12 protein-coding genes and 1 pseudogene are annotated in these 13,952 nt (G+C 70.6%); 9 read left to right on the forward strand and 4 right to left on the reverse strand.

Annotated features, from left to right (window positions below):
* Positions 1–47: 47 nt before the first annotated feature.
* The 3 genes from J2X36_RS08150 to J2X36_RS08160 all read left to right on the forward strand — a co-directional run bounded on the left by J2X36_RS08150 (position 48) and on the right by J2X36_RS08160 (position 4,239).
* Positions 48–1,853, forward strand: coding sequence for a DNA polymerase III subunit gamma/tau (locus J2X36_RS08150; protein ID WP_310348109.1), 1,806 nt, complete (start codon positions 48–50; stop codon positions 1,851–1,853).
* A 60-nt stretch (positions 1,854–1,913) separates the two neighbouring features.
* Complete coding sequence (locus J2X36_RS08155; RefSeq protein ID WP_132251976.1) at positions 1,914–2,237, forward strand: YbaB/EbfC family nucleoid-associated protein; 324 nt, start codon at positions 1,914–1,916, stop codon at positions 2,235–2,237.
* 88 nt (positions 2,238–2,325) lie between these two features.
* On the forward strand, positions 2,326–4,239 hold the full coding sequence (locus J2X36_RS08160; protein ID WP_310348112.1) for a CHASE3 domain-containing protein: 1,914 nt from the start codon (positions 2,326–2,328) through the stop codon (positions 4,237–4,239).
* Between the two features lie 54 nt (positions 4,240–4,293).
* Here J2X36_RS08160 and J2X36_RS08165 read toward each other — a convergent pair whose 3' ends face one another.
* Positions 4,294–5,913 carry a phosphoenolpyruvate carboxykinase gene (locus J2X36_RS08165; protein WP_310348116.1) on the reverse strand — a complete coding sequence of 540 codons (1,620 nt, stop codon included), beginning with the start codon at positions 5,911–5,913 and terminating at the stop codon, positions 4,294–4,296.
* 411 nt (positions 5,914–6,324) lie between these two features.
* Between J2X36_RS08165 and recR the strand changes: the two genes are divergently transcribed.
* Positions 6,325–6,930, forward strand: coding sequence for a recombination mediator RecR (gene recR, locus J2X36_RS08170; protein ID WP_132251982.1), 606 nt, complete (start codon positions 6,325–6,327; stop codon positions 6,928–6,930).
* Positions 6,931–6,934: 4 nt separating this feature from the next.
* Here recR and J2X36_RS08175 read toward each other — a convergent pair whose 3' ends face one another.
* A complete protein-coding gene (locus J2X36_RS08175; protein ID WP_310348120.1) occupies positions 6,935–7,444 on the reverse strand; it encodes a GAF domain-containing protein in 510 nt (169 codons plus the stop codon).
* Between the two features lie 203 nt (positions 7,445–7,647).
* Here J2X36_RS08175 and J2X36_RS08180 point away from each other — a divergent pair, with 203 nt between their 5' ends.
* From J2X36_RS08180 to truA, 3 genes are read left to right on the forward strand one after another with little or no spacing between them, the layout of a single operon-like run.
* Positions 7,648–8,166, forward strand: coding sequence for a peptide deformylase (locus J2X36_RS08180; RefSeq protein ID WP_310348123.1), 519 nt, complete (start codon positions 7,648–7,650; stop codon positions 8,164–8,166).
* Positions 8,167–8,195: 29 nt separating this feature from the next.
* Positions 8,196–9,128 carry a methionyl-tRNA formyltransferase gene (fmt, locus tag J2X36_RS08185; protein WP_310348126.1) on the forward strand — a complete coding sequence of 311 codons (933 nt, stop codon included), beginning with the start codon at positions 8,196–8,198 and terminating at the stop codon, positions 9,126–9,128.
* On the forward strand, positions 9,128–9,913 hold the full coding sequence (gene truA / locus J2X36_RS08190) for a tRNA pseudouridine(38-40) synthase TruA (protein ID WP_310348129.1): 786 nt from the start codon (positions 9,128–9,130) through the stop codon (positions 9,911–9,913). Before fmt ends, truA begins: the two co-directional genes overlap by 1 nt.
* Here truA and dapE read toward each other — a convergent pair.
* Positions 9,898–11,058: a succinyl-diaminopimelate desuccinylase gene (gene dapE, locus J2X36_RS08195; protein WP_310348131.1), complete on the reverse strand. Its 1,161-nt coding sequence runs from the start codon at positions 11,056–11,058 to the stop codon at positions 9,898–9,900. The genes truA and dapE overlap by 16 nt on opposite strands.
* A gap of 111 nt (positions 11,059–11,169) precedes the next feature.
* Between dapE and J2X36_RS08200 the strand changes: the two genes are divergently transcribed.
* Positions 11,170–11,946 carry a molybdopterin-synthase adenylyltransferase MoeB gene (locus J2X36_RS08200; RefSeq protein WP_310348361.1) on the forward strand — a complete coding sequence of 259 codons (777 nt, stop codon included), beginning with the start codon at positions 11,170–11,172 and terminating at the stop codon, positions 11,944–11,946.
* A gap of 523 nt (positions 11,947–12,469) precedes the next feature.
* On the opposite strand, the pseudogene J2X36_RS26845 reads toward J2X36_RS08200, so the two are convergent.
* Positions 12,470–13,363: pseudogene (locus tag J2X36_RS26845) on the reverse strand (acyl-CoA desaturase); the annotation flags it as partial.
* 82 nt (positions 13,364–13,445) lie between these two features.
* On the opposite strand from J2X36_RS26845, the gene J2X36_RS08210 reads away from it, so the two are divergent.
* On the forward strand, positions 13,446–13,823 hold the full coding sequence (locus tag J2X36_RS08210; protein WP_132251996.1) for a metalloregulator ArsR/SmtB family transcription factor: 378 nt from the start codon (positions 13,446–13,448) through the stop codon (positions 13,821–13,823).
* The last annotated feature ends 129 nt before the right edge of the window (positions 13,824–13,952 follow it).

Raw genomic sequence — 13,952 nt, forward strand, 5'->3', positions numbered from 1 at the left:
TCGCGGCTAAGCCGTGACCGGGCGGTCAGCAGCCCCAGCCAGACCGCATGGACGTGAGCACCGGCACGCAGGACGACGAGCCGGGTCTTCCGGGCTTTCCCGCCGCCCCGTCCGCGGCCTCGCCCTACCGGGTGCTCGCCCGCAAATACCGCCCCCAGACCTTCGACGACCTGATCGGCCAGGGCGCCATGGTGCGCACCCTCGCCAACGCCTTCGCGGCCAAGCGCATCCCGCAGGCCTGGATGCTGACGGGCGTGCGCGGTGTCGGCAAGACCACGACGGCCCGCATCCTCGCCCGCGGCCTGAACTACGCCCGATCCGGCGAGCCGGAGGCCGGCCCGACCATTACGATGCCGGGTCTCGGGCTGCATTGCCAAGCGATCATGGAATCCCGGCACATGGACGTGCTGGAGATGGATGCCGCCTCGCATACGGGCATCGACGACGTGCGCGGCATCATCGACGGCATCCGCTACGCGCCGGTCTCCGCCCGCTACAAGGTCTACATCGTGGACGAGGTCCACATGCTCTCCGAGAAGGCGTTCAACGCCTTCCTGAAGACGCTGGAGGAGCCGCCGCCCCACGCCAAGTTCGTGTTCGCCACGACCGAGATCCGCAAGGTCCCGGTCACGATCCTGTCCCGCTGCCAGCGCTTCGACCTGCGCCGCGTCGAGGCCGAGACCCTGTCGGCCCATCTCGCCCGCATCTGCGAGGCCGAGGGCGTGGGCGCGGAGGCCGAGGCGCTCGCTGCCATCACCCGGGCGGCGGAGGGCTCGGTCCGCGACGCGCTCTCCCTTCTCGATCAGGCGATCGCGCACGGAGCCGGCACCGTGACCGCGGCGAGCGTGCGCGACATGCTCGGCCTCGCCGATCGCGGGCGCATCGTCGACCTGTTCGAGGCGGTGATGCGCGGCGACATCCCCGCCACCTTCGCCGAACTGCGCGGCCAGTACGAGGCGGGCGCCGACCCGTCCGTCGTGCTCTCCGATCTCGCCGGCTTCACGCACCTCGTCACCCGCCTGAAGCTGGTGCCGGAGGAAGCCGGCGCCGACCCGACCCTCAGCGAGGTCGAGCGAAGCCGCGGTGCCCAGTTCGCGGGCAAGCTCTCGGTGCGGGCGCTGTCGCGGGCTTGGCAGATCCTGCTCAAGGCCGTCCCCGAGGTGCAGGCCGCCAGCCGTCCCCTCGCCGCCGCCGAGATGGCGCTCGTGCGCCTCGCCTACGCGGCGGACCTGCCGACCCCGGACGAAGCCCTGCGCCAGCTCCGGTCGACAGAGGCCGGCCGCGGCGAGCCGCCGGCCCAGCCGGCAACTGCCCCGCCCGCTCCCGCCCCGACTTTCGCGCAGGCGGTCGGCGCCGAGACCGCAACGCGCCCGGCGCTCGCGGCGGCGCCCGCGCCCTCCGCGCAGCCCGGTCCCCGGCTCGCCCGATTCGAGGACGTGGTGGCGCTCGCCGGCGAGCGCCGGGAGATCGCCCTCCAGATCGCCCTGCAGCGCGACGTCCACCTCGTCCGCTTCGAGGAGGGCCGGATCGAGTTCCGCCTCGCGGAGGGCGGGCGCCAGACCATCGCCAACGATCTCGCCCGCGCCCTCGACGCCTGGACGGGGCGCCGGTGGATCGTCGCGCTCTCCAAGGATGCGGGGGCGCCGACGCTGGACGCGCGCGCCAAGGCGGCCACCGAGACGCGGCACCAGAACGCTGCGGCCCACCCGCTCGTGCGCGAGGTCCTGTCCCGGTTTCCCGGCGCCCAGATCGTCGACGTGCGCGAGAAGGCGCAGGAGGAGGCCGCGACGGCCGAGGCCGAGATCCTCGGGGTCGAGGATGCCGCGCAGGCCGAAGGCGACGACGAGCCGTAGCGCTCGGGGACCGACCTGCCTACATCACTCCTGACCGCCACTCGAACCGGGACCGATCCGATGCGCGACCTGATGGGCATCATGAAGCAGGCTCAGGCCATGCAGGAGAAGATGGCCAACCTGCAGACCGAGCTCGACGCGGTCGAGGTCTCGGGGGCCTCCGGCGGCGGCGCCGTCCGGGTGACGATGACGGCGAAGGGCCTCGTCAAGGGGGTGTCGATCGACCCCACGCTGATGGTCGCCGACGAGCGCGAGATCCTGGAAGACCTCGTCGTCGCCGCCGTCAACGACGCCCGCGGCAAGGCCGAGCAGACCGCGCAGGAGCGGATGGCCGAGCTGACCAAGGGCCTCCCCCTGCCGCCCGGCATGAAGCTGCCCTTCTGAGCGGGGACGCCTTGGGCCGCTTACGGCCCGGTTTGGTACGACGTCCCGTTCCGGCGGATAGTTCGGCCTGATTTCCGCTGATTCGGTCATGTCCGACGCCCGCCTCTCTTCTCCGAAATCCGGCGCGGGCCCCGTCCTCGGCCACGCGCGGCCGTTCAGCGTCGCGCCGCTCATCGCGGGCTTCCTGCTCCTCGTCGCGGTCGTCGCGGCGACCGGCGGCCTGATCGCCATGCAGCGCGGCAACGTTGCCGACACCCGCCGGACGGTCGAGCTGCGGGCCTCGGTGCTGCGTCTCTTCTCGATGCTGCAGGACGTGGAGACGAGCCAGCGCGGCTATCTCCTGACGGGCGAGGACGCCTATCTCGGCCCCTTCAACGAAGCGCAAGCGCAGATCACCACGGCCCTCGACCGGATCGCGGACGCGACGATGGAGGAGCCGGATTTCGGCGCGGCGCTTAACGAATTGCGCACCGTCACCGCGGACAAGTTCGCCGAGCTGAGGCGCACGATCGATCTGCGCCGCTCCGGCGAGACCGAGACGAGCCTCTCCGTGGTCCGCTCCGGCGAGGGCAAGCGTCTGATGGATCGCGCGCGCAGGATCATCGAGCGCCTCGAGACGGAGGTCGACGCCCGCCTGCGCAGCCGCCAGGACGGCGCGGCGCGCACTGCACGCTTCCTCCAGGTGGCGATCGCGGCCGCCGTGCTGCTGGCGGTGTCGCTCGCTGCCTACGCCCTGTTCGACGCGGCCGCCCGCAACCGGCGCATCGCCGCCGCCCACGGGGAACTGGCGAAGGCGCACGAGGCCCTCCTGCGCATCTCGGCCGAGCGAGCGCGGCTCGAGGAGCAGTTGCGCCAGTCCCAGAAGATGGAGGCGATGGGGCAGTTGACCGGGGGCCTCGCCCACGACTTCAACAACATGCTCGCCATCATCATGGGCAACCTCAACCTGCTGAAGCGCCGGATCGAGCGCGGCGAGGGCCGGCTCAACAGCTACGTGCAGCAGGCGCTGGAGGGCGGGGCGCGGGCGGCGACGCTGACGCACCGTCTCCTCGCCTTCGCCCGGAAACAGCCGCTCAGCCCCGAGCCCATCGACGGCAACCGCCTCGTGCCCGCCATGTCCGAATTGCTGCGCCGGACGCTCGGTGAGCGCGTGCGCGTCGAGACTGTGCTCGCGGGCGGCCTCTGGCCGACGAAGGTCGATGCCAATCAGCTCGAGAGCGCCCTGCTCAACCTCGCGGTGAATGCGCGCGACGCCATGCCGGAGGGCGGGCGCCTGACGATCGAGACGGCCAACGCGCATCTCGACGACGCCTACGCGGAGGCGCATCCAGGAATTCCGGCCGGCCAGTACGTGTTGATCGCGGTCACCGATACGGGGGCGGGCATGAGCCCCGAGGTGGCCGCGCGGGCCTTCGACCCGTTCTTCACGACGAAAGCGGTCGGTCAGGGCACGGGCCTGGGCCTGAGCCAGGTCTACGGGTTCGTGCGGCAATCCGGCGGCCACGTGAAGATCTATTCGGAGGCCGGTAGCGGCACGTCGGTGAAGATCTACCTGCCGCGCCTCGTCGTCGCCGAGGTCGCGGCGTCCGACGCTGGCCTCCGCGACATCCCGGTTCCGGAGGGTGATCCGCGCCACATCATCCTCGTGGTCGAGGATGAGGACGGGGTTCGCCGGATGGCGGTCGAGGCGCTGCGCGACCTCAGCTACACGGTGATCCACGCCACGGGCGGCGCCCACGCCCTGCGCCTTCTGGAGGAGCACCCGGAAGTGTCGCTTCTCTTCACCGACGTCGTGATGCCGGAGATGAGCGGCAAGGAACTGGCGGATGCCGCGCGCCTGCGGCGCCCGGACCTGCGCGTCCTCTACACGACGGGCTACACCCGCAACGCGATCGTCCACAACGGCGTCGTGGATGCGGATGTCCAGCTTCTCGGCAAACCCTACACGCTGGAGCAACTCGCCCGGAAGGTCCGGCAGGTGATCGCCGCGCAGGCGGCGTGAGCGCGAGCGCCCCCTCCCCGTGAGGGGAGGAGAGCGCCGTGGCGGATCCGGGCCTCAGGCCGCGATCGCCTGATTCGTCGGCTCGGCCGCCTTCACGTCGGGCTCCACATGCGCCTCGAAGCGCTTGAAGTTCTCGCGGAACATCGCGACGAGCCGCGCCGCGGTCTCGGCGAAGGCGGTCTTGTTGTTCCAGGTCTTGACGGGCTCCAGCACGTGGGGCTCGACGCCCGCAACCTCGACCGGCACCGCGAAGCCGAAATACGGATCGCGGCGGAACTGGCCTTGGCCGAGCGAGCCGTCGAGGGCCGCCGCCAGCAGCCGCCGGGTGACGCGGATCGGCATGCGCCGGCCGGTGCCGACGCCGCCGCCCGTCCAGCCCGTGTTGACGAGCCAGCAATCGACCTGATGCTCGGCGATGAGGTCGCGCAGCAGGTTGCCGTAGGTGCTCGGGTGGCGCGGCATGAAGGGCGCGCCGAAGCAGGTGGAGAAGGTCGCCTCCGGTGCCGTCAGGCCCCGCTCGGTCCCCGCCACCTTCGCCGTGTAGCCCGACAGGAAGTGGTACATCGCCTCCGCGCCCGAGAGCTTGGCGATCGGCGGCATCACGCCGAACGCGTCGCAGGTCAGCATCACGATGTTCTTCGGATGGCCGGCCCGGCCGGTGGCGCTCGCGTTCGCGATGAAATCGAGCGGGTAGGCGCAGCGGGTGTTCTCGGTCAGCGAGGCGTCGTCGAAATCCGGCACCCGGGTCTCGGGGTCGATCACGACGTTCTCCATCACCGTGCCGAAGCGCTCGGTGGTGGCGTAGATCTCGGGCTCGGCATTGCGCGAGAGCCGGATCGTCTTCGCGTAGCAGCCGCCCTCGAAGTTGAAGATCCCCTCTGGGCTCCAGCCGTGCTCGTCGTCGCCGAGCAGCATCCGCGAGGAATCGTTCGAGAGCGTCGTCTTGCCGGTGCCGGACAGGCCGAAGAACAGGGCCGACCCACCCTCCGCGTCGAGGGCGGCATTGGCCGAGCAATGCATCGGCATGACGCCCTTCTTGGGCAGGATGTAGTTGAGATAGGTGAAGACCGACTTCTTCATCTCGCCCGCATAGGCCGAGCCGCCGATCAGCACGATCTTCCGGCTGAAGTCGATCGCGATCACCGTCTTCGAGCGGCAGCCGTGCCGGGCCGGGTCGGCCTGGAAGCTCGGCAGATCGATGATCGTGAGGTCGGGCACGTAGGCGGCGAGATCCTCCCGATCGGGCCGGATCAGCAGGTTGCGGATGAACAGGGAGTGCCAGGCGAGTTCCGTGAAGACGCGCGCCTTGACCCGATGGGCGGGGTCGGCGCCGCCGTAGAGGTCCTGCGCGAACAGCTCCCGCCCTTCCGCGTGCTTCAGGAAGTCGCCGAGCAGCGTCTCGAACTGGTCGGGCGTGATGGCGCCGTTGTTCTCCCACCAGATCTCGGTCTCGGTGGAGGCGTCCCGCACCACGAACTTGTCCTTGGGCGAGCGGCCGGTATGGCTGCCGGTCGTCGCGACGAAGGCGCCGCCGCGGGCGAGCTTGCCCTCGCGGCGGGCGAGCGCCTCCTCGTAGAGGCGTGGCGCCTCCAGGTTCCAGTGGACGGCCTTGAGGTTCCTCAGGCCGATCGCCTCGGCGCCGTGGCCCGCGTTGAAGTCACCGATATGGGTCAAGAGCGTGTCTCCCGGGCACCTGATCGCGCCGTGTTCATCCTTCGGCATCGGTGCGATGCCGGGCCTCGCGAGGTGACGTCCATGCGGTCGTTCAGGCCCGCCGCACGCTGGTTCACCGCCTCTCGCTTCAAATCAATGTCGATAGGTCGAGAAGCTTTCCCGTCAATCAGACTTGCGTACGATGTCGAGACTGCGCGCTAGGATTGTCAGTCGAGATCAATCTTGGCGTGTCTCGAATGTCCGGTGGATGAACGGGTGCCGGGAGCGGCCCAAGGACGCGCGGACGGGAAAAGCCGCCCCCAATCCCCATCTTCATCACGGGCGAACCCGATTCCCCGCCGGACATTTGCCCGCTATGCCCTGCCGGTCACGCCCGGACGCGCCCGCGTCCGATCAGCCCATGGACGCCTGATGCCCCAAGCCGTCGCCGGTCCCGAGATCGAGCGCCTGATCCAGCTTCTCGCCCGGATGCCGGGTCTCGGCCCCCGTTCGGCGCGCCGTGCGGCGCTGCAGCTGATCAAGAAGCGGGACACGCTGCTGGGCCCCCTCTCCGAGGCCATGCGGATCGCGGCCGAGCGCATCGTGGTCTGCCACGAATGCGGGAACGTCGACACGAGCGAGCCCTGCACGATCTGCCGTGACGCGACCCGCGACCCGACGACATTCGTGGTGGTCGAGGATGTCTCGGATCTCTGGGCGCTGGAGCGCTCGGGCGCCGTGCAGGCGCGCTACCACGTGCTCGGCGGCGTGCTCTCGGCCCTCGATGGCGTGCGTCCCGAGCACCTCAACATCGCGCGCCTCGTGGAGCGCGCGAGCGACCCGGCGGTGAAGGAGATCATCCTGGCGCTCAACGCCACGGTCGACGGCCAGACCACGGCCCATTACGTGACCGAATCACTCGCTCATCTCGGCCTGACGATCACCCGGCTGGCGCATGGCGTGCCGGTCGGCGGCGAGCTCGACTACCTCGACGAAGGTACGCTATCGGCCGCCATCCGCAGCCGGACGGCGTTCTGAGCCCTCAGTGCAGGCAGAGGGTGCGCAGGTTGCCCTCGATCAGGTCGCGCATCAGAGCCATCACGTCGCGCTGCTGGTCGGTGTAGTCCTTCTCAGTCCGGTCGAGGACGCAGAGCGTGCCGAACAGGCTGCCGTCCGGCCAGCGGATCGGGTAGCCGAGATAGGTGAGCAGGCCGTGCCGCTCGAAGCAGGGATTCCCTGCCCAGGAGCGGATGTCGGCATGGGCATTGCGCACGTAGAGATGCGTGCCCTGGCCCAGCACCGTCTCGCAGTAGATGCCGGAATCCTTGAGCAGGGTGCGCTCGCCGATCACGTGCGGGTTCCGGGAATCGTCGTTGGCGGCGATCACCTCGATCTCGGGACCGATCATGCGCATGATCAGGCCGACCGGCACGTCGAGGCGCCGCGCAACCTCATTGACGATGTACTGCCAGCTTTCGATGACCTCTTCCGGGACCTCGGGCTTGGCCGCCCGCGGGGTCGACGCGCCGGCGTCGAGACCCTGCTCCACCATGTCGTTCCCCCTTCGGTGTCCGGCGGCGTACTTAGGGCGGCGGCCGGGAGAGTGCAATCTGAGGTAGATTGGACGTGGTCGGGAAGGGCCGGTGTGGAACGGGGGCCGCAAGAGCCGGGCGAATTGACCGGCCCCGTCCCACCCCTTATCTGCGAAAATCCTTCGGGCGCCGCGGTTTGGCGCCGTGCTCCCGGTTCCCCACCATGGCCGTCCGTCCTCTCGTCATCCTGCCCGATAGCCGCCTGCGGCTCGCATCCGAGCCGGTCGGTCCCGTCACGGAGGAGATCCGCAAGCTCGCCGCCGACATGCTGGAGACGATGTACGACGCGCCGGGCGTCGGCCTCGCCGCGATCCAGATCGGTGTGCCGAGGCGCGTCGTGACGATCGACACCTCGAAGGACGAGAACGCCCGCGAGCCGCGGGTCTTCCTCGACCCGGAGATCGTCTGGTCGTCGGAGGAGAAGCGGGTCTACGACGAGGGCTGTCTCTCGATTCCCGAGTTCTACGCCGAGGTGGAGCGGCCGGACCGGGTGCGGGTGCGCTTCCGCGACCTCGACGGCAGAGAGCAGGAGATCGAGGCTGACGGGCTCCTCGCCACCTGCATCCAGCACGAGATCGACCACCTGAACGGCGTTCTGTTCATCGACCACCTGTCGAAGCTGAAGCGCGACCGCGTGGTCAAGAAGTTCGCCAAGGCGGCCAAGCGCGGCGAGGCCGCCTGACGCCCCACGCCGGACGCGAGGGCCGAGGCTTGAGAATCGTCTTCATGGGCACCCCGGATTTCGCGGTGCCGACGCTCGCGCGCATCGCGGAAGACGGCCACACGGTCGTCGCCGTCTACACCCGCGCGCCGGCCAGGGCCGGACGCGGGCTCGGCCTGCGCCCCTCCCCCGTCCATGCGCTGGCCGACGAGCTCGGCGTGCCGGTCCTCACCCCTGCCACCCTGCGCGACGCGGAGTCGGCCGACACGTTTTGCGGGCATGAGGCCGATGTCGCCGTGGTGGTGGCCTACGGGCTTCTCCTGCCGCAGGCGATCCTCGACGCGCCCCGCCACGGCTGCCTCAACCTGCACGGCTCGCTGCTGCCGCGCTGGCGGGGCGCCGCGCCGATCCAGCGCGCGGTGATGGCGGGCGACGCCGAGAGCGGCGTCGGCGTGATGCGGATGGAGGCGGGGCTCGACACCGGCCCCGTCGCCCTGGAGGCGCGAATGGCCCTCCATCCCGGCATGACGGCGGGCGAGTTGCACGACGCGCTGATGCCCCTCGGTGCCGAGCTGATGAGCCGCGCGCTCTCCGAACTCGCGTCCGGCCGCCTCGCCTTCACGCCGCAGCCGAAGACGGGCGTCGTCTACGCCCACAAGATCGCGAACGAGGAGGCGCGGATCGACTGGTCGCGCGGCGCGCGCGAGGTGGCGAACCACGTCAACGGCCTCTCCCCCTTCCCCGGCGCCTTCTTCGAGGCCGATCTCGGCAAGGGGCCGGAGCGCGTGAAGGTGCTGCGGGCCGAGGCGGCGGAAGGGTCGGGCGAGCCCGGCGCGCTCCTCTCGGCCGACGGCCTCGTGGCCTGCGGCGCCGGCGCGGTGCGCCTTGCCGAACTGCGACGGGCCGGCCGTGGCGGCACGGTCTCCGGTTCCGACTTCCTGCGCGGCGCCCGGCTCGAGCCCGGCGCGCGCCTTTCCCGCTGATGCCCCGCTACAAGCTCGTCATCGAGTACGACGGCGCGCCCTTCTGCGGCTGGCAGCGGCAGGCGGAGGATCTCACCGTCCAGGGCGCGATCGAGGCGGCGGTGACGCGCTTCTCCGGCGAGGGTGCCCGCCTCACCTGCGCGGGCCGGACGGATGCGGGCGTCCACGCGATCCATCAGGTCGCCCATCTCGACCTCGCCAAGGCGTGGCGCACGGACACGGTGCGCGACGCGCTGAACGCGCATCTGCGCCCGCTGCCCGTGGCGATCCTCTCGGCCGAGATCGTCGGCCCCGATTTCGACGCGCGCCACTCCGCGATCCGGCGCCATTACCGCTACCGCATCCTGAACCGGCGCAGCCCCGCGGCGCTGACGCGGGCCCATGTCTGGCACGTGCCCTGGCCGCTCGACGCCGAGCTGATGGGGGCTGCCGCGAGGCGCCTCCTGGGGCGACACGACTTCACGGCCTTCCGCGCCGCCGAGTGCCAGGCGGCGAGCCCGGTGCGCACCCTGGAGCAACTCGACGTGGCGCGGAGGCCGATGGGGCTGCACGACGAGATCGTGATCGCCACCTCGGCCCGTTCCTTCCTGCACCATCAGGTCCGCAGCATGGTCGGCACCCTGATGCTGGCCGGAAGCCGCCGCCTCAGCGCCGACGACGTCGCCGACATCCTGGCCTCGCGCGACCGCAGCCGTTGCGGCCCGATGGCGCCGTCCTGCGGCCTCACGTTCGTCGGCGTCGATTACGCGGAAGGCCCCGCCCCGCCTGATCAGGCTGGGAAGTAGGATTCCAGCACCCGACGGTAGATCGCGGTCAGCCGATCGAGGTCGGCGACCGGCACCCGCTCGTCCACCTGATGCATGGTCTCGCCGACGAGGCCGAACTCGACGACGGGGCAGGCATCCTTGATGAAGCGCGCGTCCGAGGTTCCGCCGGTGGTGGAGAGGGCGGGCCTCAGACCCGTCTCCGCCTCGATCGCCTCGCCCACCAGATCCACGAAGGCGTCGGGCCGCGTCAGGAAGGCGGGGGAGTTCGAGGGCTGCAGGTCGAGGCTGAAGCGCACCGTGTTCCCGGCCGCGGATTCCAGGCGGCGCCGGATCTCGGCGCCCAGCCTGTCGGCGGTCCAGCCTTCGTTGAAGCGGATGTTGAACACGGCGCGCGCGTCGGCGGGGATCACGTTGGTCGCCGCGTTGCCGACGTCGATCGTCGTGAATTCGAGGTTCGAGGCGTCGAAATGCGCCGTGCCGCCGTCGATCGGCTCGGCGACGAGGGCGGAGGCGAGGCGCAGCATGCCGGGGATCGGGTTCTCGGCGCGGTGCGGATAGGCGACATGACCCTGGCGCCCGTGCACCGTGATCTTGCCCGTGAGCGAGCCGCGCCGGCCGATCTTGATCATCTCGCCGAGCCGGCTCGGATTGGTCGGCTCGCCGAGCAGGCAATGGTCGAAGCGCTCGCCGCGCCCCTGCGCCCAGGCGAGGAGCTTGACCGTGCCGTTGACGGCGGGACCCTCCTCGTCCCCCGTGATCAGGAAGGCGATGGAGCCGCCGAAATCCGGCCCGCGCGCGCCGAGAAAATCGAGCGTCGCGGCCATCAGGCAGGCGATGCCGCCCTTCATGTCCACGGCGCCGCGCCCGTAGAGCACGCCCTCGGTCACCTCGCCCGAGAACGGCCCGTGGCGCCACGCGCCCGCTTCGCCCGGCGGCACCACGTCGGTGTGGCCGGCGAGGAGAAGGCAGGGCTCTGCCGTGCCGATGCGCGCGTAGAGGTTGTCGATGTCGGGCGTGCCGGGCTCGGAGAAGACGGGGCGCTCCACCGCGAACCCGGCCTCGCCGAGGATCCGGCCCATGAGGTCGAGGGCGCCGCCCTCCTCCGGCGTCACGGAGGGGCAGCGGATCAGGGCCTGGGCGAGATCGAGGGGCGAGTGGGGCACGAGGCAACGCGGCGCGGTGGACGGGGCGGCCACCCTAGTGAAGCGGGGCCCCGAACGGAACAGGCCCGGAGGGGCTTCCGCCCGGCGCGAAGCGGGTCTATGGCCCTCGCCATGGCCCTCTCCGCCGACGAGATCGAACGCTACGCCCGCCACCTCGTGCTGCGCGAGGTCGGCGGCCCCGGTCAGGCGAAGCTGAAGGCCGCGCGGATCCTAGTGATCGGCGCGGGCGGGCTCGGGGCGCCGCTGATCCAGTATCTCGCCGCCGCCGGCATCGGTACGATCGGCATCGTGGACGACGACGCGGTGTCGCTGTCCAACCTGCAGCGACAGGTCATCCACGGCACGCCCGACATCGGCCGTCCGAAGGTCGAGAGTGCGGCGGAGGCGGTGGCGCGCCTCAACCCGCATGTGCGGATCGTCCCGCACGCCACCCGGATCACGGCCGAGAACGCGCCCGCCCTCCTCGCCGAGTATGATTGCGTCGCGGACGGCTCGGACAATTTCACGACCCGCTACGCCGTCTCGGATGCCTGCTTCCACGCGAGCAAGCCGCTTGTGACGGCGGCGCTCGGTCAGTTCGACGGCTCGCTCACGACGATCCGCGCCCACGAGACCGGTCCCGACGGGCACCCGAACCCGACCTACCGCTGCCTCTTCCCGAGCCCGCCGCCACCCGGCAGCGTGCCTCCCTGCGCCGAGGCCGGCGTGCTCGGCGCGCTCGCCGGCGTCATGGGCTCGCTGATGGCGCTGGAGGTGATCCGTGCGGTCGCCGGCTTCGGAGAGCCGCTGGTGGGCCGCCTCCTCATGGTCGATGCCCGCGCTATGCGGTTCGAGACCCTGTCCTACGGTTGGGACGAGGCGAACCCGCTGAGCGGGATGCGCACCTGACCCACAGGTAGAAGGCGAGCGCCGACACGGCGGGGCTCAAGAGGAACAAGAGATTGTCGGCGCCGGTGAGGAAGCTGGAGAGCTTCTCCAGGAAGCCGCGACCGCGGCCGGCCGAGTCGGGTCCGGCCGACATGACCATGCCGACGAAGAGCCAGACGACGACGGGGGCCGCGAGGCACCAGAGGGCGGTACGCCGCGCGATCGAGCGCCGGAAGGCGATGCCGCAGACCACCGCGATCGCGATCAGCGGGTGGATGAGGGCGACCACGATCGTGAGGAGGCAGAGCGCGCTGACCGCAGTGATCGCCAACTCGTCGACGGAAACATGCCAGGGACTCGAGAATGCGTCGCCGTAGTGGTGCCACCTGTGCAGCTCGCTGCCGAGCGGGATCAGGACGAAGAGGCCCGCGGCGACCCCGATTACGCCGGCGATCGCAACGCTCGCCGCGACCGCGGGCCCGGAGAGCGGATCCGGCGCGTGTGCAGCGCTGTTCTCAGGGCGGGGTTCATCGGCCTCGGGGAGAATCCGGCGCACCCCTGGGCGCTGTTCCAGCGTGTGCGGCGTCTTGAGACCCCAGACCCAGCCCAGCCGCTCGAACAGGCGCAACAGCCACCAGCCCGGATCGGCCTGGCCGGGTTCGAGTCCCATCCGCGCCGAGTTCGGCCACGCGTGGTGATTTCCGTGCCACGCCTCGCCGAAGGTGATCCAGGCGGCGGCCGGAAGGTCGTGGCCCTGCACGGCCGCCCCGTCGACGACCCAGCCCTGCGGGCCGCGGCGATGCGTGAGATGTCCCACGAACCAGTGGCCGGTGAGCGAGACCGTGATTCGCACCGGAATGCCCCAGACGAGCCAGGGCATTCCGCCGGCCGTGTAGAACAGGACGGCCCAGGGCAGCTGCTGCAGCATCCACGTCGCTTCCAGCCAGCGGTAGAACGGGTCCCCGGCAAGGCGCGCCTCCGGGCGAAAACTTGGCGGCCGCGCGAGGTCGAGGCGCGCATGCATCTGCAGCCACGCATCCTTCCAGGGCGGAGCGCGGTGGGCGTGCAGATCGTGGCAGACGGCCTGACGCTGCGACCAATCCCGCATGTCGTGCAGCCGCACCATGCCGACCGGCCCGGCCATGCCGACGAGCGTGCCGAGATACACGAGCGCGTGCTCCAGCCAGAGGGGCGCCCCGAAGCTGCGGTGGATGAGGAGCCGATGCATGCCCACCGAATGGCCGGCGCAGAGTGTCAGCGCCGTCGTGACCGCGAACAGGCCCACCGCGCCCGGCGTCACGTAGAGCGGCCCGAGGATGAGCGCCGCTGCCAGCATCCCGCCGGTCCAGAGGGAGCGGGCCGGCGCCCAGGCGATACGGCCCTCCGTGCTCGAAGTGTCAGGGCCAGCGATCACGCGTTCGGTCGAGAGGCAAGGCATGGCATCACCGTAGGTATTTAGTGAATTAGCTAAATAAGCAGACGACTTTGTCAAGCCCGGCCGTTTCGCCTATGTACCTGCCATGCAGCGCGTCTTCGAAGCTCTGGCCTCAACACCCCGGCGCAAGATCCTCGCCCTGCTCGCCCACAGCGAGCTGAGCGCCGGAGAGATCGCGGCCCGCTTCGAAATGACGAAGCCCTCGATCTCGCAACATCTCGCGGTGCTGGAGGCGGCGGGCCTCGTCGTCAGCGAGAAGCGTGGCCAGTTCGTCTTCTACCGGCAGGTCAGCGAGAACCTGATCAACGCGCTGCACGGCTTCGTGCAGGAGGTCTGCCCGGTGGCGCGCCCGCTCAAGCGTGAGAGTGCCGTGCTCGGCCGGAAGCGGGGGAAGGCGGCGGACGAGGCCGGGAGAGCGGCGGATGAGCCCGTTGACATTCCGGGCCGAGGCAGCGGGCGCTGACCGCCCTGTCCCGATGGTAGGGGTAGGGATCGGTGCAGCAGACACGTCGTTCGGCATTCGGCGTGGTTTCGTACGCAGTTCCACAAAATTCTTGCTCGCCCTGACGGGTGCTGCCCCCTGGAAGCCGGC

The sequence above is a fragment of the Methylobacterium sp. BE186 genome (genome assembly GCF_031457035.1).
In the GTDB taxonomy this organism is placed as follows: domain Bacteria; phylum Pseudomonadota; class Alphaproteobacteria; order Rhizobiales; family Beijerinckiaceae; genus Methylobacterium; species Methylobacterium segetis.